The sequence below is a fragment of the Prevotella sp. E13-17 genome (genome assembly GCF_022024035.1).
Lineage (GTDB): Bacteria > Bacteroidota > Bacteroidia > Bacteroidales > Bacteroidaceae > Prevotella.
In genome coordinates, this window is sequence record NZ_CP091787.1 from 1675418 (window position 1) to 1698126 (window position 22709).

A 22709-nucleotide genomic window follows, 5' to 3' on the forward strand; every position below is an offset into this window, starting at 1 on the left:
AGCAACTGTGATAATGGTTGTTCTCATTTTGTAATACTATTTAGTTAGGTTGGTGCAAAGGTACGAAATAAAAAGAGAAAAGTGCCACTTTAAGAGAAGAAAAGTTTCGCTTTTGCGTTGTCATAGCTTTACTTTTGATGTCCGTCCAGCCCCTATGTGTGGCGCATCGAGCCCCTGGAACGGGTTGTTTTAGCCCCTGGATGCGGTTGTTCTAAGGGCTGGATGTAGAGCATCCAGGGGCTAGAGCAGAAATGATAGCTTCGGTTTTAGACTTCAGAAACGCCTCTTCAAGACTTTAGAATACGTGCTTTTAGACTTTAAAACGAACCTCTCCAGACTCTGAAAATGCCAATTCAAGACTCTGGAAATGTCAATTCAAGACTCTGGGAGTATCGCAAAACCTATGCAATTGCAACTGAGCCAAATTTAGTGCTGGAGATGCTGGATAAGAAAACAGATTAAACGAAAGAGAGAGACAATAAATGTCTCTCTCTTCGTGATTCCGTTGGGACTCGAACCCAAGACCCACAGCTTAGAAGGCTGTTGCTCTATCCAGCTGAGCTACGGAACCATCATTGCAAACGAAGGCGTACTACCAGATTTTGCGGGTGCAAAGGTAACTATTTTTTATGAAATAGCCAAATTTTACACACTAAATCTGATATATGAGCGATCGTCAAAAGAGTTGTTACCCTCCATGAAGGCCTTGGTTGCCTTGAACTCACCAATGTTGAGCGGGTCGTTTTCTTTCTGATTTTTCAACCGATCTTCCGATTCTTTCAGCGTGGGGCAGAGAAATGGATAGCCATCCGAGGCCAACACAATTTCCCATGGGCTAAAGTCGAGTGTTATGATCTTTACTTTGTTTTCTGGAATGCGGAAACCATCGACCACGGCATAGGTGATATTCTGGTTCTTCATCGTCTGGAGCATGCGTGGGATGATATGCTGTCTTGCCGTATCTTCGCGAAGGAACTCAACTTGTGGCTTTTGACTCTGTTTAATCATTTGGGCCCTTTGCTCGGCCAGTTCATGCTCGTACGGTTTGGGATTGTCGTAGTAGGTCCCGCCCACCAGACATTGGCAGTCGCCCACCATCCATATTTCGCGTCGGAGACGACTAAAGATGATGACGCTTGCTGTGAGTCTTTCTTCTGGGTGCTCTATGAGATGATTAATCTCAGACTTCTTGTAGTGCTTCGCCAGATAGTTGGTGACGCCTACGCAAAACTGATGACAACTACAGTCTTTTTCCATCTTGCCAATATAGCGTGCTATCAGCTTCATGGCATATCGCCCGTTGGAGCTGAACAGACTATAGCGCCTATTTGTTTTTGAAGTTGAACCATCGATGACGGCAACGAAATTATCTGTTACGACGATGCCGTCCTCGTTTTTCTTCTTTGGGCTTTTCGCTATGCTTATTTGTTCTGTTATTGTCATGATATGACGATATGTTCCTGTTAGCGTTGTGATAGGGTGAGGGTGTATAACCACCAGTGTTGGGGAATAGCTTAGGAATGAGATCAGTGCGCCCTATGCGTCTCAGACTTTGCTCGATGCCCCTGCGTTCCTCTGGCTTATACCAGAAGAAGTATTGGCGTTGTGCCAATTTCTCTTTAGGCGTTTTTGCCGAGAATACGGGCTCTAACGTATAAGGATCATACCCTGTGTACCAGGTCTCGGTAGCTATGGTCATGGGTGTCGGGGTGAAGTCTTGAACCTGTTCTAACTGGAAATCGAGTTTCTTTGTGAGAACAGCAAGTTCTGCCATGTCTTCCTCGTGACAACCTGGATGGGAACTGATAAAATAGGGGATAATCTGTTGTCGAAGATTACCTTCCTTATTGATCTTGTCGAAGATTCGCTTGAATTCTTCAAACTGGCGGAAAGAAGGCTTGCGCATGAGATAGAGCACGCGGTCGCTGGTATGTTCTGGGGCCACCTTTAATCGGCCGCTTACGTGATTGCATATCAATTCGCGTGTATATTCCTGGGCAGACTTGTTGGCCTCTTCGTCTTTACCTCTGTGTAATAACAGATCGTAGCGGACGCCACTGCCAATAAAGCTTTTCTTGATTTCGGGAAGCGCATCCACAGACCTGTAGATATCAATCAGTTTTGAATGGTTCGTGACCAGGTTAGGGCATATCTGTGGATGTATGCAACTGGGGCGCTTGCATTTCTCGCAGGCCTTGGTGTTTCGTCCGTGCATGCCATACATGTTTGCAGACGGACCACCTAAGTCGCTGAGGTAGCCTTTAAAGTCGGGCTGCTGGCAGACCTTCTTTACTTCTTTCAGGATACTTTCTTTAGAACGACAGGCGATAAATTTTCCCTGATGAGCTGATATTGTGCAGAAAGCACATCCTCCGAAACAGCCGCGATGAATATTCACGCTGAATTTAATCATCTCGAATGCAGGAATACGTTTCCCTTTGTATTTAGGATGAGGTTGACGTGCGTATGGCAGGTCGAACGATGCATCAATCTCGTCGGTGGTCATGGGAGGATAGGGAGGATTAACCACCACATATTGGTTTCCCACTTGCTGGATGAGTCGTTGTGCATGCATCATGTTTGACTGCTCTTCGATGTGTCTGTAGTTTTCTGCCTCGGCACGTTTGTTTCTCAAACATTCCTCGTGCGAATTCAGTATGATGTCTGATTCCCTGATACCTCCTTCTATATTTTGCTTGTTGGCCAGATAAACGGTCTGAGGTATGTCCTTAATATCCTGAATGCTTTGTCCGGCCTCTAGCCTACGTGCCAGTTCTACGATAGGCTTCTCGCCCATACCATATATAATAATGTCGCCACCCGAGTCACAGAGTATGCACTTGCGTAGTGAATCCTGCCAGTAGTCGTAGTGCGTAAGACGACGAAGCGAAGCCTCGATACCGCCAAGAATGACGGGGACGTCGGGATAAAGCTCTTTGAGTATCTTCGAATAGACAATCGTTGGGTATTCGGGGCGCATGTCGTGGCGTCCGTCTGGCGAGTAGGCATCTTCTGACCTGAGTCGTCGGGCAGCAGTGTATTTGTTGACCATCGAATCCATACAGCCAGGCGATATGCCAAAGAACAATCGCGGACGCCCCAGCTTCTTGAAGTCACGGTAATCTCCGTGCCAGTCGGGTTGGGGTACAATGGCAACCTTATAACCTGCAGCTTCGAGTGTGCGCCCGATAACAGCAGCTCCGAACGATGGGTGATCTACATAAGCATCGCCTGAGAACAGAATGATATCCACATCGTTCCATCCTCTAAGTTCGATCTCTTTTTTGGTAGTAGGTAGAAAGTCAGTCAGCTGTAGGCTCATTCACTTGTTTCTTTTTCCAATCTATATATAGGTTGAGAAGATTCTGGAGTCCGATGGCTTTCATGTTAGGGTGATAGATCACGTCCAGACATAGATCGAGTAGTTGTTTGCTGTCCTCGCCTGCATTCGACTCAAGGAGTGAGCGAATGTTGAGTCTCAACTTCTCTAATACTTGTTCATCGACGTAGCCATTAGAGTCGATAAGGTCACGTAATAACTGATACTGGTCGATGGTGATCAGATGCTGTTCGGATACTTCAATGCTTCTTGTACCTGAAGCGTTTGCTTGTATTTTGTTCATATTCATAGATTTATTTTATGAGGAAAGACATAATTCCTTTCATGATTCTGGCACGAGCCAATGAATCCGTGATACACTCAAATGGGAATCCCATGGTGAAAGCGTGATAGTCGTTGCCGTTGTAGGCCACAGCAGCACTCGACTCGTCGTGCTCGTAAACCATTGCGGGAAACGAGAATGATGAGGTAGGCAGAAGCACATCGGTGTGTGTGGCGGCATAGTGAGTCTCATTGAGAGACTTATAAAAGTCGAAATGAAGTCCCAATCCGCGTACAGCAGCAGAAGAAGTGTTGACGCCGGCAGCCTCGCATTTCAGCAGTTCGGAGAGCATCAACTTCTCATCGTCAGTGGTCTGGTCGCTGCCTATGTAGGCACCGCTGACCAACAGACTTCCACCATGATTGGTGTATTTTCGGAGTGCCGCTTGCATGGTGGGGCGCAGTGTCTTGTAATAAACCAGGCTGTGGCCATCGTCTTTTTCAAGACCAAGTACCAAATCCACTACATGATAATGGTCCAGTTTCACACTGCCGTTTTCTACAGCTTTCGAAGAACAACTGACAAAGCTGAACCGCGTATCATGGCGAAGGGCTTCGGCATGGGTAGTGACGTAATTGAAATCGTTGCCAGCAATAATCTGTCCTGCCAATTCTTCGCCACTGAATCCAAGGCCAGTGGAATCTTCAATACCAATTTTGTCGGCGTCGAACACTTGTTGATATCCCAGCCATCCTGCCGTTTTCCCGTATGAGACCCCGGGATCCATATTCATGTCAAAGCCAAGACCCGTGGCGCTGATGGCAGGTGACGACAGACGGTGGAATCCATTGACGATAATAGCTTTGTATGCAGCCTTAGGCTGGTAAATAGCGGAAAGCGTCTCTGTAGGGAAACTGCGTCCGCCATCGTTGGTTGCTATCACTTTGAAGTGATACAAGACGCCCGGTGCCAATCTCACGTTACATGACGTTCCCTTTAGTGGTGTTCCGTTGTCAAATCCGTTGTTCTCTTGTGCGATATAAAGGAGATAGCCTGTGGGGCGCGAGCTTGGCTCCTGTCCGTCGATGATGCCTTGCCAGCTGATGCGAACCTCACCAGGCTTGTTGGTGAACTCAATATGGAAATTGTCGGGCGCCAGAGGCTCTACAATATATTCTTCATGATGATGCGAAGTGACGTATTTCAGAATGGTCTTGTATATGGAGCGTGCGAGTGTAAATTTGAAGTCAGGGTCGTGTCCATAGCGCATGTCACCGAAGTTCTGGTGCGAAAGTGTTTCGATAATCGAGCTAGGGACAATGGGCAGGCGTGTCTCAGAATAGTTCCTGTCGTATAGCTTACGTTTAGACCACTGGCCGTAGCGGTATTGCAGATCGGCTGTGGTGTTGTTGAGCAAGTCTGATGCCAACTCATGAGATGCCTCGCGGCTCATACCCGTAGCCAGCAGACTGTCACCATAATGTGTGGTGCATATGCTCAGTGTGCCGTAGATGCCTTGCCCAGTGGGAGTATGCCCCGCATCGCTATGTACGGCCAGCGACAACTCGATAGGCACCTTTCGGCCAATGGAGTCGGGCGCATAGCAAGAACCGCCAGCCAGCAGATTGGTAGATAGTGAGCGCACGTTGATATCGTCTGCATAGTCGTTACTGCCTTGGCGGGTGCTATATACCCGATAAGGCATACCAGCCCATTGGGCATAGTAGCGTGCACCCTCTAAGCATCGGGGCAACCCGCTGACCTGGTTGTGACGCTGAATGTTTCCCATGCCTCCACCGAATCTGACTGCATCAGTCGTCACAACACCCTTGTGTCTGCTTAGGTTGCTTACGACAACGTGATTACGTTCGCTGTTGCCTTTTTCAAATTCGAAAGTTCCTAGATAAACCCATGTGCTTCCACCCATCTGCTGGTTGACCCTGAACTCGGTGCTCTGCCCCTTGTGACAGACAATATAGCATGCGTCATCCACACTCTCTGGTGTGGTTTGATAACTGACATAGACAGCGTATTTGCCATCTTCCGGAATTTGAGGCTGATAATAAACTGTGCTCTGGTTGTTGCGGTTGTGGGTGGTTTTTGCCATACGTGCTGTACCTGCAGTAAAGGGATTTTCGTTGTCGCTATAAGTGCCAGCATGTTGTGCAAATCCACTAGAAGGTGCGTTGGTCCAACTCTCTTTATGATTGGTTTCGCGATAGGCGACCATGGACGTATGGTCGTCGTTGTCAACGATCACCTCATTTTTCTGCCAGTCGCGTTCGCGTGGAGTGAAAACCACGGCACCAGCATTCTCGAGCATGGGTATGAGGTAGGGCACCACAATAGTCTGGGTGAAGAGGTCTTCGTTGGTGCAAAAAAGTGAAGGGCGCTGCCAACACCATTTACCTTTGTTTATGTCGAAATATCGTCCATGGCTGGCCCATACTGAGAGATGATGCCCCTCCAGACCTTTCTCAGCTATATGTCGTCTTGATATATTTTTTACCCATGGCTCGCCCTCGTGATGGGTTTCGCCCCAAGACGTCTGGCCAGCTATGGGTAATGACGCGATAATAGTAGTGAGTGCAATAAGAACTCGTTTATACATTGCCAATGGTGAAGTTTTCTGGATTCTTCCCTTTGAAATCCTTGAAATATAGTTTTATTTCTCGCATATCTTTCTCAAGGTTACCAGAGGGAATGATGGTCTTTGTACATGTGATGAGCTTCTTCTCGTAGTTCAATCCGTAAAGAAGAATGGGGATACCCGCCTTGAGGGCAATAAAATAGAAACCCTTCTTCCACTCTTCTACACGTGAACGGGTTCCCTCGGGAGTGATGCATAGCCGGAAACTGTCGGCTGTTTTAGCCGCCTCGGCAATAGAGTCGGTCATGCTTGTGTGTTTCTGCCTGTAAACGGGGATGCCTCCCATTTTCTTGAATAGCGGTCCCAATGGCCAGAAGAACCATTCTTTCTTCATCATGAAGTTGCTATTCAGTCCAAAAGCTTTGTTATACAGCTGTCCGTAGAAGAAGTCCCAATTGCTGGTATGAGGCGCCAGACAAATGATAAACTTCTTCGGGTGGTTCTCAGTTACTTCAATCGTCCATCCAAGTTTTTGGCAAAGTAACCAATAACAAAATCGTTTTAACATTGATAATACCTGAATCTTTATTCTTTTCTCGTTAGAGATTATTAATTTGATCTATAATCTCACTTGCTTGTGCAGTAAAATCTTCTCTCAACTTCTTATAATAAGCTTTTGGCGTTAGTCCTGGCTCAGGGTGCGAAATACGGCTGACAAAATCGGCCTGCATCTTTATGATGGCATAAAGCACCCCATCAGCATTGTCGTTATTTACCTGATTACCATAAAGAGATGCAGCAATTGCCTCTGCAAATAACTCCTTGCAGACCATATTAATTGCATGTTTTAAAGATCTTTTGTTTGCCATAGTCGTGATTTATTTGATTTACACGCCAAAGATACAAATTATAATTGAAACCTCCAAGTTTTTATTGTAAAATTAACAATTGGCGCGATTACAACATGCCCTTTGTTGATGGAAGTTGATAGTTGTAGATGTCTCTTCTGATGGCCTGGCGTAGCGCTCTTGCTAGTGCTTTGAAAATTCCTTCTATCTTGTGGTGTTCGTTGGTGCCTTCGGCGTGGATATACAAGTTCATGCGGGCAGCATCCGAGAGACTTTTAAAGAAGTGGAAAAACATTTCTGTGGGCATGTCTCCAATCTTTTCTCGCTTGAAGTCCGCTTCCCAAACCAACCATGGTCGTCCTCCGAAGTCGAGGCACACATGAGCGTTACAGTCGTCCATGGGTAGGGAAAAGCCATAGCGCTCAATGCCTCTCTTAGTACCTAAAGCTTCGTAAATACATTGTCCTAAAGCTAATGCTGTATCTTCGATGGTGTGATGCTCATCCACGTTCAAATCCCCGTTGCACTTAACCTTTAGGTCAATCATGCCATGTTTGCCAATTTGCTCCAGCATGTGGTCAAAGAACCCCAGACCGGTGCTGATCTCGCATTTTCCCGTTCCGTCGAGTGCTACTGAGATATCGATATCTGTCTCTTTGGTGGTTCGTTTCACGCTTGCTTTGCGTTCACCGTCGAATATATTCTCTGCCACCTGTTTCCATGATATGCCATTGCCTAAGATCATAGACTTGCACCCGATGTTGCGAGCGAATTGAGCATCCGTCTCTCTGTCGCCAATCACATAGCTGTTGGCAATGTCGTAGTCCCCAGAGTCAATATATTTCTTTACCAGTCCAATCCCGGGCTTTCTTGTCGGGGCATTGTCTTCTGGAAAATGTGAGTCTATCAGAATATCATCGAACTCAATGCCTTCGCCTTTAAGTGCGTTGAGTATGAACTGATGGGCAGGCCAAAAGGTGTCTTCGGGGAAGGAGCTTGTGCCAAGTCCATCTTGGTTGCTAACCATCACAAAGACAAAGTCGGTCTTCTCTTTCAGAAAACCTAACCATCTAAATACCCCTGGTTTGAATGCTATTTTATCAAGTGCGTCAACTTGTTCGTCATGTGGTTCTTCAACAAGTGTTCCGTCGCGATCAATAAATAGTATTTTTTTCATCGTTAAGTCTGTTATTTGTTTTTAATGCTGATATATATGAAATAAAAAGGATAAATCATGAATATAAGCAGGTAGCCCTGAATAAATCCTGAAATGGAGAACAGTAAAGGCTCCAGCCAAATCATATAGTTCGGCATGGTTGCCGCATCTCCCATCGCAATGTCCCGATTGGCTATCATGTTTGCAATTATCAGTATTGTCTGTGGCAATTGCAGAAACTGTGTGATGACAAAGACGCCAATGGCGCATAAGAGAAATGTACCTAAAATGGTGGGCAGATGGTGGAGTCCCTTGAGGTATGATTTGCCATATGCAGTCGTTAGCTTTGTTTTCTTGTCCAGTATGTATTGATACTCACTATAACAGAAGGGTAGGGTGAATAAAATAAGGATGAACATGGTGATGCAGCCAACAACAACGCTCAGTATGAGCCCAAGTGGTCTTGACAGGATAAACATGGTGGCTGATAGTATGCTGACGGCCAGGAAGGGCAAGAGCATACTGAGATTGAATTTGAAGATTCTTCCAAATGTTTTCAAATTAAACGTGCCATACCAATGCCTACTTGCAGGGATGGAACCATTCTCATGATAGTCCACTAAGGTGGCAAAACCCTGCGAAAGCATGGCTGCTATCATGACGTAAAATAATATTGAGAACGTCCCGAGAACTAAAAATCCTGCGTTGTTTACGATTGCCGTTGTGTAGGCTCCTGTCACTATCGCATATAGTATGCCTGTAGTCCAAGACCTCTTAAATAGTCTTGCGAAATTGTCCATATAAAGTTTGTTGCCATCCTTTAGTGCTTCAATGGGACCGCGTGATTTTACTGCTGTTGAAGTATTTTCAATCATAAAATCTGTTATTATTTTAATATTTATTGCAAAGGTACAGACTTTTTTCGTAACTTTGCATGATTTAATTTGAAAATTAATACAATTTATGAAGATATTAAAGTGGGGATTCATTGGTTGTGGCGAAGTGACTGAGAAAAAAAGTGGCCCGGCTTTTAGCGAGGTTGCTGGCTCACAGGTAGAAGCAGTCATGAGTCGCAACTTGGATAAGGCTAAATCCTATGCTCTGCGACATGGCATAAAAAAATGGTATGACGATGCCCAAGAACTAATAGACGACCCAGACGTAAATGCCGTTTATGTGGCTACACCTCCATCAAGTCATGCTACTTTCGCAATCATGTCTATGAAGGCCGGAAAACCTGTCTATGTTGAAAAGCCACTAGCTGCCAGTTATGATGATTGCGCTCGCATCAATCGTATCAGCGAGCAGACTGGTGTGCCCTGCTTCGTGGCATTCTATAGACGCTATCTTCCTTATTTTCAACGTGTGAAAGAAATCATTGATCAAGGTGCCATTGGAAAGATTATCAATGTGCAAGTCCGTTTTGCAGTACCCCCACGCGATTTGGATTATGCACATCCCGAAAACTTGCCATGGCGCCTGCAACCAGATATTGCAGGTGGTGGCTATTTCTATGATTTGGCTCCGCATCAGCTTGATCTGCTTCAACACATGTTTGGCGTGATTTTGGAGGCTCGTGGTATCTGCGCGAATAGGGGCAATCTATATTCTGCAGAAGACTCCGTGAGTGCTGTTTTCAAATTTGAGAACGGTTTGCCTGGTAGTGGGTCGTGGTGCTTTGTGGGTCATGAATCTGCCAAGGAAGACCGTATTTTGGTCATTGGAGAACAAGGGTCGCTCAGTTTTTCTGTTTTCAGCTACGAACCCATCACACTTCACACCAGCGAAGGGCGCCAGCAGATAGCTGTTGAGAATCCTCCATACGTGCAATATCCTTTGATCAAGAATGTTATCGAACATCTTCAAGGTTTGTCTGTATGCCTGTGCACCAGTGTGTCGGCAACGCCAACCAATTGGGCAATGGATCGTATTTTAGGAAAGATTTAAGTTGTGATGGGAGTCTGTCGGAATTTATTTGTCTTAGGGGCTTTCTTCTGCTTCTCTCTTTCTGTGTCGAGTCAGGATACCCTTGAATTATCAGATTCGACTGCCAAACCTCGGAAGATTAGTCTTCTTAGGAGGATTATTCGTGGGTTTGACCGTTTGGATACGACTTATATAGAACCTCAGCATTATGTATTTACCGCCATGCTGCAAGCCACACATACTTATGATATGTATATGCTTCGCAGTCGGGGGCAAAACGCCCAGGAGTTTACGTTTACTCCAGATATGAATCTGAAGTTAGGTCCTTATTTCGGATGGAAGTGGTTCTTTGCGGGCTACACGTTTGAGTTGAAGGATATGAATATGAAAAACTTGAAAGATGAGTTCACGCTCAGTATTTATAGTTCTCAGATTGGCATAGACTTGTTCTATCGCCACACTGGCAATAACTATAAGTTACGCAACGTGTCGTTGGGAAATAGCCTGAATACCAGTTCACTTGAGAATGTGCCGTTCTCGGGTGTCAAAGCAGGTATTACAGGCTTCAATCTCTATTACATTTTCAACCATGGTCATTTCTCCTATCCCGCAGCTTTCAGTCAGAGCACCATACAGAAAATAAGTTGTGGTTCATGGATGGCAGGTGTAGGATACACTCAAAATTCCATATCCCTCGACTATAAGAGTTTGCAGAGTCTAGTAGATGAAAAGTTGGCGAGTTCAACTGTCAAGCTCGACGAGGGGCTGATGATCAACGACGTTAGATACAAAGACTTGAAAGTGTCGGGTGGTTATGCTTATAACTGGGTGTTTGCAAAGTCTTGGCTTCTGGCAGCCAGTCTGCAGGCAGCACTGGCTTATAAATATACTGTTGCAGATGCCAACGAAGGCAGAGATAATGGTTTTGATTTTAAGAATGTGAATATAGACGGAGTGGGGCGTTTCGGTTTGGTCTATAACAATATGCGTTGGTTTGCTGGTATGAGTGTAATCTTGAATTCTTACAATTATCACAAGCCTCGTTTTGCTACTAAAAATATATTTGGCTCCATGAATTTGTATGTGGGGTATAACTTCGGTTTGAAAAAGAAATACAAGAAGTAAATATGGGTAAATGTCTGGTTTCTATTGTTTTGCTCTTCCTGTCGATAACCTCTTTTGCGGCGAATTATGCACCAGAAGATAGTGTCTTTGTGGAGAGAATGTTAGCAAGTGGTAATGTAGAACCGTTGTGGTTTGCTAAGCAGTTTTTAGGACGTCCGTATGTGGCTCATACGTTGGAGGTCAATCAAGAAGAAGCGCTTGTGGTCAATACGCGTGAGTTAGACTGCACAACGTTTGTCGAGAATGTGTTGGCTCTGGCCATGTGTAGCAGAAGAGGAGAGAGAGGCTTTGTAGATTTTCAACGGCAGCTGCAGCTCTTGCGCTATCGTCAAGGCATGTTGGAGCGCTATCCGAGTCGTTTGCATTATTTTTCAGATTGGATCATAGACAATGTGGCCATGGGACATGTTGTGGAAATACAGCATCCTGCTAAGTTGTTTTCAGCAGTTCAAACCGTGAAAGTCAATTGGATGAGTACCCATTCTGGTTCATATCGTGCGCTGCGCGACAATCCTGATTTCTGTGCGGTCATCAAGCAACAGGAACAGAGGCTCACTGGCAAACAGTATCATTATATTCCCACGCGAAATATTCTTAACAGCAAATTGATGCGTGAGGTTGTGCATGACGGCGATGTGATTGCGATTGTCAGCACTAAGAAAGGTTTAGACATAGCTCATCTCGGCTTTGCCATGTGGAAGAATGGGGTGCTCTGTTTTCTTGATGCCTCATCTATCCATAAAAAGGTGGTCGTAGAGCCCATAAGTCTTTATCAGTATCTGACAAAGAGAAAGCAGGTTAGCGGCTTCCGACTCATTCGCCTGAAGTAGTCGTTCTGTGCCCAAAATAATATTGTCCTCGTTTGCGGGTGATTCGACCATAGTTGATGGCATGTCTGGGACAATGATGGTAGCAAGCCAGGCAATTGGTGCAACTGTCGTTGTGCTTCCATTCTGGCACACCTTCCGCAAGGCGTATGTCGCCCGTGGGGCAGACCTTGACGCATTTTCCACAGCTGATGCACATATCCGGGTCCACACGAAACTTTTTGTCGGTAATCATTTTGGCATTGAAGTAGGCACCGATTACGTGGCTGAAAGTCCATGGAAGGGGGCCCTTCTTGACAAGAAAAGTAGTTCTTTTCCTGCTGCAAACGATATTGATGGCTGTGTCAAGGTCTTTAGATGCTTGCGCTATTTTTTCTTCTTCTCGCTGTGGCTTGTCGGTGTACATGAACGGCAGACATACGTATGATTCAGGCATAATCAGGCTGATGGCAAAATCAATGCTTATGTTTTTGGGGGCCAAGTCGCTATTACACATTTCAATGGTCTCTCCTGCACTGTCTCCGCAGGTTATTAATACGTAGCAATAGTGCTCTCGAATATCAGATGATGGGGTACTGAAGGTGATCTTCTTTAGAAACTCCCGGACAATATGCGGGGGCTGCCATCCGTGGACGGGGAAGCAAAAGCCGATGCGCTCGCCAACTTCTAATTCGTAATGGCACGAGGTGGGCAACTCGTTGGGGATGAAGAAGAGCCGCTCTGCTGTAGCCTCTGCCATTTTTTCTGCTGCCCAACGTGTGTTTCCTGTTCCTGAAAAGTAGAATATCATGTTCTATTTCTTTTTAAATGTTAGGGTATTAGGAAGTTTCAGCCACTTGCCGTTCTTGGGGACCTTTAGAGCGCTGCCTTCTAAATGCTGAAAAACAAACGTACTATCGTCTTGCATCGTGAGCTTGGCTGTAAAGTCTTCGCTGCCATAGTCGTTGCTCACTAGTAGTTTGGCAGATTTGGGGTTCGTGATGTCGGCAGCCACAAACAGCCAGCAGTAGTTTGTGGTTTCTCTGGAAAGATAGCCCGGTACTTGTCCAAACAGCTCTTGGCCTGGGACAATGATATCCTGATCGTATAGATTCATGCGAATATACACATTGTAATCGCTATTAAACAGGTAGCCCTTGAATGGTTGCTGTGGTTCTTCTGCCCTTACCAGAACACAAGCCGATAGCCATACAAAGAAACACAGTATTGATTTTTTTATCATTTTTTTGTTCGTTGAATTCAGTACAAAATTACTTGTTAAAATCAATAAATTAATTATCTAATGATTTTTTTTGGGAAATAATTATTTTATTTAAAAAATATTAAGTATCTTTGCCAACGTATATAAATCAATAACATGACAAAGAGACAGTTAACTCCGGATTTTATCTTCGAGTCAAGCTGGGAAGTTTGTAATAAAGTAGGCGGTATTTATACTGTTCTTTCTACGCGAGCAAATACTTTACAGAAGACTATTCAGGATAGAATTATTTTTATAGGTCCTGATGTATGGAAAGAAAAAGAATGTCCTTATTTTAGAGAGGATAAGCAGCTTTTTGCCGAGTGGCAATGGTTGGCTAAAGAACAAGGACTTCATGTCAAGATGGGACGATGGGCTGTTCCGGGAGACCCGATTGCTGTTCTTGTGGACTTTACACCTTATTTCGAAAAGAAAAACGAAATCTATGGATGGCTGTGGGAGAACTATCAAGTAGATTCTCTCCATGCTTATGGCGACTACGACGAAGCTTCAATGTTTTCTTATGCGGCAGCTTTAGTGGTCGAGAGCATGTATAATTACCTCAAGAGCCATGGCGATCTGTATCCGACAAAGCACGTGATTTACCATGCTAACGAGTGGATGTGTGGTTTGGGCGCCTTATATATTAATAATAAGGTGTCTTCGATTGGAACCATTTTCACCACCCATGCCACCAGTATTGGTCGTTCGATAGCCGGCAACCAAAAGCCCCTCTACGACTATCTGTTTGCTTATAATGGCGACCAGATGGCTGTCGAGCTCAACATGCAAAGCAAGCATTCTATCGAAAAGCAGACCGCACACTATGTGGACTGCTTTACCACGGTCAGCGACATCACCGCCAATGAGTGTTTAGAGTTGCTCGACAAACCCGTTGACGTGGTTCTTCCGAATGGTTTCGACAATCGTTTTGTCCCCCGTGCAGCATCCTTCGACAAGAAACGAAAGGCAGCTCGCCAGCGTATGCTGACGGTGGCCAATGCGCTGCTGGGCGAACAATTGGACGATGACACGATTATTATTTCAACCAGCGGACGCTATGAGTTTCGCAATAAGGGCATCGACGTGTTTGTGGAAGCCATGAACCGCCTGTTGCGCGACCATGACCTCAAGAAAAAGGTGCTTGCATTTATTGAAGTGCCTGGTTGGGTGGGCGAGCCACGCCAAGACTTGCAGGAAAGACTCCGTGAGCCTTTGGCCCATTACGATACTCCCCTCGAGGTGCCTCAGGTCACGCATTGGCTCCACAATATGGGTCACGACAACGTGCTGAGCATGATGAAATACTACGATATGCATAATCGTCGTGAAGATAATGTCAAGGTCATCTTCCTGCCTTGCTATTTAGATGGGCACGATGGCGTGATGAACCTCACTTATTACGACGTGATGCTTGGCAACGACTTATGCATTTATCCGTCTTATTACGAGCCTTGGGGCTATACCCCCCTTGAGGCTATTGCGTTTAAAGTACCCTGCATCACTACCGATTTGGCTGGTTTTGGGCTCTGGGCTAACAAGGTCTTCGGCCATGCAGGCGAACTGAAGGATGGTGTGAAAGTGATTCATCGCACAGACTATAACTATTCGGAGGTGGCTGATATCATCAAAGACACGGTTGCCGATTTCTCTAACATGACACGAGATGAAATCGATGTCTGCCGCAGCAACGCCGAGAAACTCTCGAAAAAAGCCCTCTGGAGCAACTTTATTAAATACTACAACGTGGCCTACGACATTGCCCTCAGAAAGGCAGAAGCCCGAATGGCACAAAAAGAAGATAACAACAATCAATAATTGTCAAACATAAAATTACAAGACAATGAAAATTAAAGCAGACTACACAAATGTTCCTCAATGGAAAGAACTTACTGTAAAATCACGTCTTCCCGAGGAATTAAAATGCCTTGACGAGATTGCCCATAACTTGTGGTGGGTTTGGAATTATGAAGCACGCGATCTCTTCCGTGACCTCGATCCCGCTCTCTATCACGATGTGAAGCACAATCCTGTGATGTTACTTGAGCGTCTTTCTTTTGCTCGTAAAGAGGAAATCGTAAAAGACAAGGCGCTTATGAAGCGTATCAAGGATGTTTATAAACTCTATCGTGCCTATGTTGATGTAAAGCCCGATAGCACGCGTCCTTCTGTAGCCTACTTCTCAATGGAGTATGGCATGCACTCTGCGCTCAAAATTTATTCTGGTGGTTTGGGAATGCTGGCTGGCGACTATCTGAAAGAGGCATCCGACTCGAATGTCGATATGTGTGCTATAGGTTTCCTCTACCGTTTCGGCTACTTCACGCAGTCGCTTTCGATGGACGGACAGCAGATAGCCAACTACGAAGCTCAGAACTTCACCTCTCTGCCTATTGAGCGCCAGCTCGACGAGAACGGGAAACCGCTGATTGTCGATGTGCCCTACATGAACTATACCGTTCATGCCTATATCTGGCGCGTCAACGTGGGTCGCATCAAGCTCTATCTGCTCGATACCGACAACGAAATGAACTCTGAGTACGATCGCCCGATTACTCACTCTCTCTATGGTGGTGACTGGGAAAATCGTCTGAAGCAGGAAATACTGTTGGGCATTGGCGGTGTCCTCACACTGAAGAAACTTGGCATCACAAAAGACATTTATCATTGTAACGAGGGACATGCTGCACTCTGCAACCTGCAGCGTCTTTGCGACTACATCGAGAGCGGACTGACCTTCAATCAGGCCATGGAGCTGGTTCGTGCCAGCGGTCTTTATACTGTACACACACCAGTACCCGCAGGCCATGACTACTTTGACGAAGGCCTGTTCGGTAAGTATATGGGGGGATATCCTCAGAAGTTAGGTATCTCTTGGGACGAGTTTATCGGCATGGGTCGCACCAATCCCGATGATCACAATGAGAAGTTCTGCATGTCAACCTTCGCATGTAACACCTGTCAGGAGGTGAATGGCGTGTCTAAGTTGCACGGATGGGTATCGCAGCAAATGTTTGCTGATATCTGGAAGGGCTATTATCCCGAAGAGAACCACGTGGGCTATGTGACCAACGGTGTTCACTTCCCGACATGGGCTGCCACCGAATGGCGCAAGCTCTACGCTAAATATTTTGATGCCAACTTCATGTCCGACCAGTCGAACCAGAGCATCTGGGAAGCCATCTACAATGTGCCCGACGAAGAAATCTGGGCCACACGTATGGCGCTGAAGAACAAGTTGGTTGACTATATCAAAGAGCAGTTCAGTGACACATGGCTGCGCAACCAGGGGGATCCTTCTCGCGTGCTCAGCTTGTTGGACCGCATCAACCCCAATGCACTGATCATCGGCTTCTGTCGTCGCTTTGCTACCTATAAGCGCGCTCATCTGTTGTTCACCGATTTGGATCGTCTGTCAAAGATTGTCAACGACCCCGAGCATCCAGTGCAGTTCCTCTTTGCCGGCAAGGCCCATCCTGCTGATGGTGCAGGTCAGGGACTTATCAAGAGAATCTATGAGATTTCTCAGCGCCCTGAGTTCCTGGGTAAGATTATCTTCCTGGAAGATTACGACTTCCTGTTGGCTCGTCGCCTTGTCTCAGGCGTAGATATCTGGATGAACACACCGACACGTCCTCTAGAGGCCAGTGGCACCTCGGGCGAGAAAGCCGAAATGAACGGCGTTGTCAACCTCAGTGTTAAAGATGGCTGGTGGCTTGAAGGCTATCGCGAAGGTGCCGGATGGGCACTGACAGAGAAACGCACTTATCAGAACCAGGGCTATCAAGACCAACTCGATGCAGCCACTATTTATTCGTTGCTTGAGAATGAGATTATACCTCTCTACTATGCCAAGGATAAGAAGGGTATCTCTAAGGGCTGGATCAATGTGGTCAAGAACTCTATTGCTCAAATCGCTCCTCACTACACCATGAAGCGTCAGCTCGACGACTATTACGAGAAATTCTATGTAAAAGAGGCCTTGCGCTTCAAGCAGATTTCTAAAAACAACAACCAGTTGGCCAAGGAGATTGCACAATGGAAGGAAACCGTGGCCGAGCGTTGGGATCAAATCAACGTTGTTTCAGTAGAGTGGGATATTCCTTCTACAGGACTCGAGACTGGACAGAAATACACCCTTCGCTACGTGATTGACGAACAAGGACTTGATGATGCCGTAGCCCTTGAGAAGGTTAACGTCTTCACTAATAAGGATGGCGAAGAGCGCATCTATTCTATCGAACCCTTGAAGATGGTGCGCCGCGAGGGTAACAACTTCGTCTTCGAGGCTTCGCTGGCTCCACAGCAAGCTGGCGAATATAAGAGCGCAGTTCGCATGTATCCCAAGAACAGTAATCTGCCTCACCGTCAGGACTTCTGCTACGTGAAGTGGCTGGAACTGCCTCAGAACGTCAGATAAAAGGTAGTCTCAGGTAATAACAAAGGCCTTCCATTCAGTTAGTGGAAGGCCTTTTTTTCTTGCCAAACGTGCAAGACTACACCGCCAACGATTAGTAGCAGCGGGATAAAAAGCAGCCAATTGATAAACGTCAGATGTACTATGTGAAGAACGGTCATCAGCACAATTCCGACAAAAATCAACATGATTCCAGCGTTTTTTTTAAGTCTTTTCATTATAAATCGTTAAAAATCAGTGCAAAATTACAAATTTATTGCTATTAAAGAGATGTGATTTGAAAAAAAATGTGTACCTTTGCACCGCAATTTGCAAAAATAACATTTATAAACAATTAAAAACGTATTATGAATCAGTACGAAACCGTTTTCATTTTGACTCCCGTTTTGTCTGACGATCAGACAAAGGAAACGGTCGCTAAGTTCAAGAAGATCCTCGCTGATAATGGAGCAGAGATCGTGAGCGAAGAGGCTTGGGGTTTGAAGAAACTGGCTTACCAGATTGAGAAGAAGAACTCAGGATTCTATTTCTTGATTGAGTTCAAGGCAGAGCCAGCAGTCATTAAGACACTCGAGACGGCCTATCGTCGTGACGAGAAGGTCATCCGCTTCCAGACAGTGAAGCTCGAGAAGTATGCTATTGAGTATGCAGAGAAGCGTCGTAAGAAGTATGCAACTAAATCAGAGGAGGCTTAAATTATGGCAGAACAGAGTGAGATTCGTTATTTGACAGCTCCTTCTATTGATACAAAGAAGAAGAAGTATTGCCGTTTTAAGAAGAGCGGTATCAAGTATATCGACTACAAAGATCCTGAGTTCCTCAAGAAGTTCTTGAACGAGCAGGGAAAAATTCTGCCCCGTCGCATCACCGGTACTTCACTGAAGTATCAGCGCCGTGTGGCTCAGGCCGTTAAGCGTGCACGTCAGATTGCACTGCTGCCTTACGTAACCGATTTGATGAAATAAACAAAGGAGGACGCAAGAATGGAAATTATACTGAAAGAAGATATTATCGGTCTGGGTTTTAAGAACGATATTGTAAACGTAAAGTCTGGCTATGGCCGTAACTACCTGATTCCTCAGGGAAAAGGTGTTATCGCTTCACCTTCGGCTAAGAAGATTCTGGCAGAGAACCTGAAGCAGCAGGCTCATAAGATTGCTGCCCAGAAGGCTGCTGCCGAGGAGCGTGGAAACGCTATCAAGGATGTAACATTGACCATTGCTGCCAAGGTTAGCGCAACCGGCCAGCTCTATGGTTCAGTGACAGCTAACATGGTAGCCGACGAGCTGAAGAAGTTGGGTCACGACATCGACCGCAAGATTATCACTATGCGTGACATTAAGAAGGTTGGTGAGTACACCGCTCTTGTTCACTTCCACAAGGAAGTTATCGTAGAGGTACCTGTTATCGTTATAGCTGAGAATGCCGAAGAGCTGAAAGCAGAGAAAGAGGCTATGAAGGCCGCTGCAAAGCCCGCAGCCACTGAGGAGCCTGCTGAAGAAGCACCTGCTGCTGAAGAGGCAGAGGCACCCGCTGCTGAGTAAATCCGCTGTAAAGCAATATCATTGATATTATAACGGGAATCCCGACCAACGCGTGTGGTCGGGATTTTTTTTGTTCTGTCCGCAATACTTTTCGTCGCAAAAAGAGATGCTTCCCAGCTCTCTCGGCTCTGTCGTTTTGGGGCTCAAGCGAAACATCATAGGTGTAATCCTTTATTTGCGCTTTTTGTTATTTCAGTAGAGGCTCAGCAGATTCTTTAGATAGAAATCAATTAAAGTAGAAATCAGATGGAAAAAGGACTGGATTACTCCTTCCATCGGGAGGTTCGGGGTGGGGTAGTTCTTGGTCGGGATAGGAACGGTTTCGCACTGTCATAGTTCTGTTTTCGTCTTGTTATAGTTTCGCTTTTGCGTTGTAATAGCTTTACTTTTGATGTCCGTCCAGCCCCTAGAAGTGGCGCATCCAGCCCCTGGAACGAGTCGTTTTAGCCCCTGGATGCGGTTATTCTACGGGCTGGATGTAGAGCATCCAGGGGCTAGAGCTGAAATGACAGCTTCGGTTTTAGACTTTAGAAACGCCTCTTCAAGACTTTAGAATACGTGCTTTTAGCACTTTAAAACGAACCTCTCCAGACTCTGAAAATGCCAATTCCAGACTCTGGAGCATCGCGAAACCTGCGCAATAGCAACACTAAACCTGTTTTTCATGGGGGAACATAATAATAACCAAATACCTCTCTGTTGACAGAGTAACCGTATTCCGTTAGCAAACAGAGTTAACTTGTGTTAAATTTTAAAACATTCATTGTTAATTATCTAAAATTGACTATTTTTGTTCCCGAATTGATATAGGTCAATTCACAACCTAAAACCGTTTTATTAAACTAATTTTTTTTCTTTATGGTCAAACATCTTTACCTAGTGCTAGCATTGTTGCTCGCATCAGAGAGTGTTGATGCTGCGCCTATCTCGAAAGACGCAGCGCGTAAGAAAGCGGAAACCTTTGCTGTCAGAAAAGGACGTACGCTTAGTTTCACTAAAAGTGCTGTTCACAAGGCTCCACAAGCCAAAGAACAGGAAACCTCACCTTACTATGTGTTTGATATGGCTCAAGATGGCGGCTTCGTGATTGTTTCTGGCGATGACCGCACACGCAGCATTATCGGATACACAGAGAAGGGCTGCTATGATGAAGGCACACTGCCTGAAAACATGAAGTCGTGGTTGCAAATGGTTGCTGACCGCATCACGTCGCTCGGCGATGCAACAGCCACAACGGGTCAAAGCAAGCATGTCAAGTCTGCACGAGCAGCAGCGGCCACGGAGGTCATTCCACCACTGTTGTCGAGCACGTGGAATCAGGGTACTCCCTATTGGGACAACTGTCCCTTCCGTGATGGACAGCGTTGCTACACAGGCTGTACAGCTACTGCCTTTGCTCAGGTGATGTACTATTACCGCTGGCCTGAGGGTGCCACAACATCGGTGCCAGGCTATTCGGACGACGGACTGAATTACAGCTCGTTGCCCGCCACTACCTTCGATTGGAACTTGATGAAGAACAGCTATGGAGACAGCGACAGCGGCACGAGCAGTGGCAATGCCGTTGCCAAGTTGATGCACTATGTGGGCAAGGGGGCTTTGATGCATTATACAGGTGGAGGCTCAGGAGCAGCTTTTGTCAATGCAATCAATGCACTCAAGAATTATTTTGGTTATCCTCAGGATATCTATGAGATTTATAAGGACAACTATAGCAGTAGTGACTGGGTTAATGCTGTCTATGCAGAGCTCTACTATGGACGTCCTGTACTGATAGAGGGTTACTCAGACATCAACTGGGGCGGTGGACATGCCTTTGTTTGTGATGGCTACCGCGACGATGGCTGCTTCCACATCAACTGGGGCTGGGGCGGCTGGTGCGACGGCTATTTCAGTCTTGACGTGCTGAACCCCGATGATCACAGTGGTATGGGCGCAGCTCCTGGTGGAAATGGTTATTATTGGCACGAGGGTGCTGTTATGAATGTGCGCCGTCCTGACGGCATTGGTGGTGGAACAAACTCGGGCGGTGTACCAGTGGCCACGTTCTATCAGGACATTAACTACGGTGGCTATGCTGTACAGCTTAGCGAGGGCACCTATACACAGTCGCAACTGGAGGCTCGGGGCATCCGAAACAATGACATCACCTCGCTGAAGGTATTAGCAGGATTCAAGGTGACTGTTTTTGATGGCTCGTCTTTCAATGGTGATAGCAAGACGCTGTCGGCTGATTGTAGTTGGATTGGTGGCGACTGGAACGACCGAGCCAGCTCTATCAAGATTGAACCCAATGGCGTGAGCGGTCTGGGTGGCATCCATAAGCTGAAGAATTATCACAGTGGCAAGTTTATGGATCTGGATGGCAATAGCACTAACAATGGCACCGCTATCGTGCAATGGGACGATGAGGGTACTGAGCTCTATCAGCAATGGCGCTTCAACGAGATTGAACCAGGAGTCTATACAGTTCAGGCTGCTGCTACGCAGAGCCGAGGGCTCGACATCATCAATCGTGGCACGGCCAACGGCACCCAGGTCATTCTCTACGACTATCTGAACGGTGCTCATCAGCAGTTCATCGTTTACGACAAGGGCGCAGGTTGGTATCAGCTCGTGGCACGCAACTGTGGTCGAGTGGTTGAAATGCCTAATGCCAGCACCACATCGGGTGAACACGTGCAGATTTGGGATAATAACAATCAAGCTTGCTCCTGGTGGCAACTGGCTGTGGCCTACACGACTGCCGACCTGACCGACTTCGGAGGCTCGTGCGAAGTGTCGCATACGGCTGTGAACGCTAACGAGGATGCCACAAAGTTATTTGACAACAATTCGAATACTAAGTATTGTGCGTTTATAGGTTCGACAGACGAGGTGTCGATGACGTTCCACTCAACCAGAAGTGCACGGCTGACGAGTTACGCCATCACCTCGGCTAATGACTTCGAAGGGCGAGACCCAAAGAACTGGCGCCTGGAGGGTTCAACGAATGGCACCACTTGGGAGACTATTGACACACGCAGCAACGAAACATTTTCTTCTCGTTTCGAGAAGAAAACCTACGGTGTCAGTCCTTCTAAAGAGTACAGTCACTATCGTCTTGTGGTCACGGCGCGCAGAGATGCGCAGTCCACTGTTTTCCAAATTGCCGAACTGGAATATTTTGCACTTATAGCTCAAGCATATCATGCGCCTGCCGAAGCTCAGGTGTTGAGCATAGACGAGCGCACCATCGGCAACCGTTTGTACGAGCAGACCTTTGATATCTACTCCGTGGATGGAAAACTCGTCAAGCGAGCTGCCATCAGTCTGGAAGGATTGCCCAAGGGCATATATGTGGTCAACCGTAAGAAGATGATGATCAGATAAAAAGCAAAATTGGGAGAAGAACCTTCACAATGTTCTTCTCCCAATTTTTTAGCTTTGCCTGC

The 22709-nt window shown here is 46.2% G+C and carries 19 protein-coding genes and 1 tRNA gene; 9 read left to right on the top strand and 11 right to left on the bottom strand.

The genetic code is table 11. The annotated features are described in order from the left end of the window. Window positions 1-497 precede the first annotated feature (497 nt). The 9 genes from L6472_RS06465 to L6472_RS06505 form a co-directional block, all read right to left on the bottom strand. Window positions 498-571, bottom strand: a tRNA-Arg gene (locus L6472_RS06465). 74 nt (window positions 572-645) lie between these two features. Beyond that, on the bottom strand, window positions 646-1443 hold the full coding sequence (locus L6472_RS06470) for a hypothetical protein (RefSeq protein WP_237807888.1): 798 nt from the start codon (window positions 1441-1443) through the stop codon (window positions 646-648). Further along, window positions 1367-3322 (bottom strand): YgiQ family radical SAM protein, encoded by a 1956-nt coding sequence (locus L6472_RS06475; protein ID WP_237807889.1) that lies wholly within the window; start codon window positions 3320-3322, stop codon window positions 1367-1369. The genes L6472_RS06470 and L6472_RS06475 overlap by 77 nt, the downstream gene beginning before the upstream one ends. Continuing rightward, window positions 3303-3623: a hypothetical protein gene (locus L6472_RS06480; protein ID WP_237807890.1), complete on the bottom strand. Its 321-nt coding sequence runs from the start codon at window positions 3621-3623 to the stop codon at window positions 3303-3305. The genes L6472_RS06475 and L6472_RS06480 overlap by 20 nt, the downstream gene beginning before the upstream one ends. A 10-nt stretch (window positions 3624-3633) precedes the next feature. Continuing rightward, window positions 3634-6213 (bottom strand): xanthan lyase, encoded by a 2580-nt coding sequence (locus tag L6472_RS06485; RefSeq protein WP_237807891.1) that lies wholly within the window; start codon window positions 6211-6213, stop codon window positions 3634-3636. After that, on the bottom strand, window positions 6206-6760 hold the full coding sequence (locus L6472_RS06490) for a 1-acyl-sn-glycerol-3-phosphate acyltransferase (RefSeq protein ID WP_237807893.1): 555 nt from the start codon (window positions 6758-6760) through the stop codon (window positions 6206-6208). Before L6472_RS06490 ends, L6472_RS06485 begins: the two co-directional genes overlap by 8 nt. A gap of 31 nt (window positions 6761-6791) precedes the next feature. Then, complete coding sequence (locus L6472_RS06495; RefSeq protein ID WP_237807895.1) at window positions 6792-7061, bottom strand: hypothetical protein; 270 nt, start codon at window positions 7059-7061, stop codon at window positions 6792-6794. Between the two features lie 88 nt (window positions 7062-7149). Further along, the gene (hisB, locus tag L6472_RS06500) at window positions 7150-8217 is read right to left on the bottom strand and encodes a bifunctional histidinol-phosphatase/imidazoleglycerol-phosphate dehydratase HisB (RefSeq protein WP_237807896.1); all 1068 of its coding nucleotides are present in this window, start codon (window positions 8215-8217) and stop codon (window positions 7150-7152) included. A gap of 11 nt (window positions 8218-8228) precedes the next feature. Continuing rightward, a complete protein-coding gene (locus tag L6472_RS06505) occupies window positions 8229-9071 on the bottom strand; it encodes a hypothetical protein (RefSeq protein WP_237807897.1) in 843 nt (280 codons plus the stop codon). A gap of 88 nt (window positions 9072-9159) precedes the next feature. On the opposite strand from L6472_RS06505, the gene L6472_RS06510 reads away from it, so the two are divergent. From L6472_RS06510 to L6472_RS06520, 3 genes are all read left to right on the top strand, one after another. Continuing rightward, on the top strand, window positions 9160-10143 hold the full coding sequence (locus L6472_RS06510; protein WP_237807898.1) for a Gfo/Idh/MocA family protein: 984 nt from the start codon (window positions 9160-9162) through the stop codon (window positions 10141-10143). A 156-nt stretch (window positions 10144-10299) separates the two neighbouring features. Beyond that, window positions 10300-11247 (top strand): DUF4421 domain-containing protein, encoded by a 948-nt coding sequence (locus tag L6472_RS06515; RefSeq protein WP_237807899.1) that lies wholly within the window; start codon window positions 10300-10302, stop codon window positions 11245-11247. A gap of 98 nt (window positions 11248-11345) precedes the next feature. Then, entirely contained in the window at window positions 11346-12077 is a 732-nt protein-coding gene (locus tag L6472_RS06520) for an N-acetylmuramoyl-L-alanine amidase-like domain-containing protein (RefSeq protein WP_237807989.1), read from the top strand. On the opposite strand, the gene L6472_RS06525 is transcribed toward L6472_RS06520, so the two are convergent. Together L6472_RS06525 and L6472_RS06530 are read right to left on the bottom strand one after the other, a co-directional pair. Next, entirely contained in the window at window positions 12061-12864 is an 804-nt protein-coding gene (locus L6472_RS06525) for an EFR1 family ferrodoxin (protein WP_237807900.1), read from the bottom strand. The genes L6472_RS06520 and L6472_RS06525 overlap by 17 nt on opposite strands. Window positions 12865-12867: 3 nt before the next feature. Then, window positions 12868-13296, bottom strand: a complete 429-nt coding sequence (locus L6472_RS06530; RefSeq protein WP_237807902.1) for a hypothetical protein — start codon at window positions 13294-13296, stop codon at window positions 12868-12870. A 135-nt stretch (window positions 13297-13431) separates the two neighbouring features. Here L6472_RS06530 and L6472_RS06535 point away from each other — a divergent pair, with 135 nt between their 5' ends. The 6 genes from L6472_RS06535 (at window position 13432) to L6472_RS06560 (ending at window position 22647) form a co-directional block, all read left to right on the top strand. Next, a complete protein-coding gene (locus L6472_RS06535; protein ID WP_237807903.1) occupies window positions 13432-15132 on the top strand; it encodes a glycosyltransferase in 1701 nt (566 codons plus the stop codon). Between the two features lie 25 nt (window positions 15133-15157). Further along, complete coding sequence (glgP, locus tag L6472_RS06540; RefSeq protein WP_237807904.1) at window positions 15158-17734, top strand: alpha-glucan family phosphorylase; 2577 nt, start codon at window positions 15158-15160, stop codon at window positions 17732-17734. Between the two features lie 344 nt (window positions 17735-18078). After that, on the top strand, window positions 18079-18426 hold the full coding sequence (gene rpsF, locus L6472_RS06545; RefSeq protein WP_237807905.1) for a 30S ribosomal protein S6: 348 nt from the start codon (window positions 18079-18081) through the stop codon (window positions 18424-18426). A 3-nt stretch (window positions 18427-18429) separates the two neighbouring features. After that, window positions 18430-18696: a 30S ribosomal protein S18 gene (gene rpsR, locus L6472_RS06550; protein ID WP_013064765.1), complete on the top strand. Its 267-nt coding sequence runs from the start codon at window positions 18430-18432 to the stop codon at window positions 18694-18696. Between the two features lie 18 nt (window positions 18697-18714). Next, entirely contained in the window at window positions 18715-19275 is a 561-nt protein-coding gene (rplI, locus tag L6472_RS06555; RefSeq protein WP_237807906.1) for a 50S ribosomal protein L9, read from the top strand. A gap of 879 nt (window positions 19276-20154) precedes the next feature. Beyond that, window positions 20155-22647 (top strand): C10 family peptidase, encoded by a 2493-nt coding sequence (locus L6472_RS06560; protein ID WP_237807907.1) that lies wholly within the window; start codon window positions 20155-20157, stop codon window positions 22645-22647. Window positions 22648-22709: the final 62 nt, after the last annotated feature.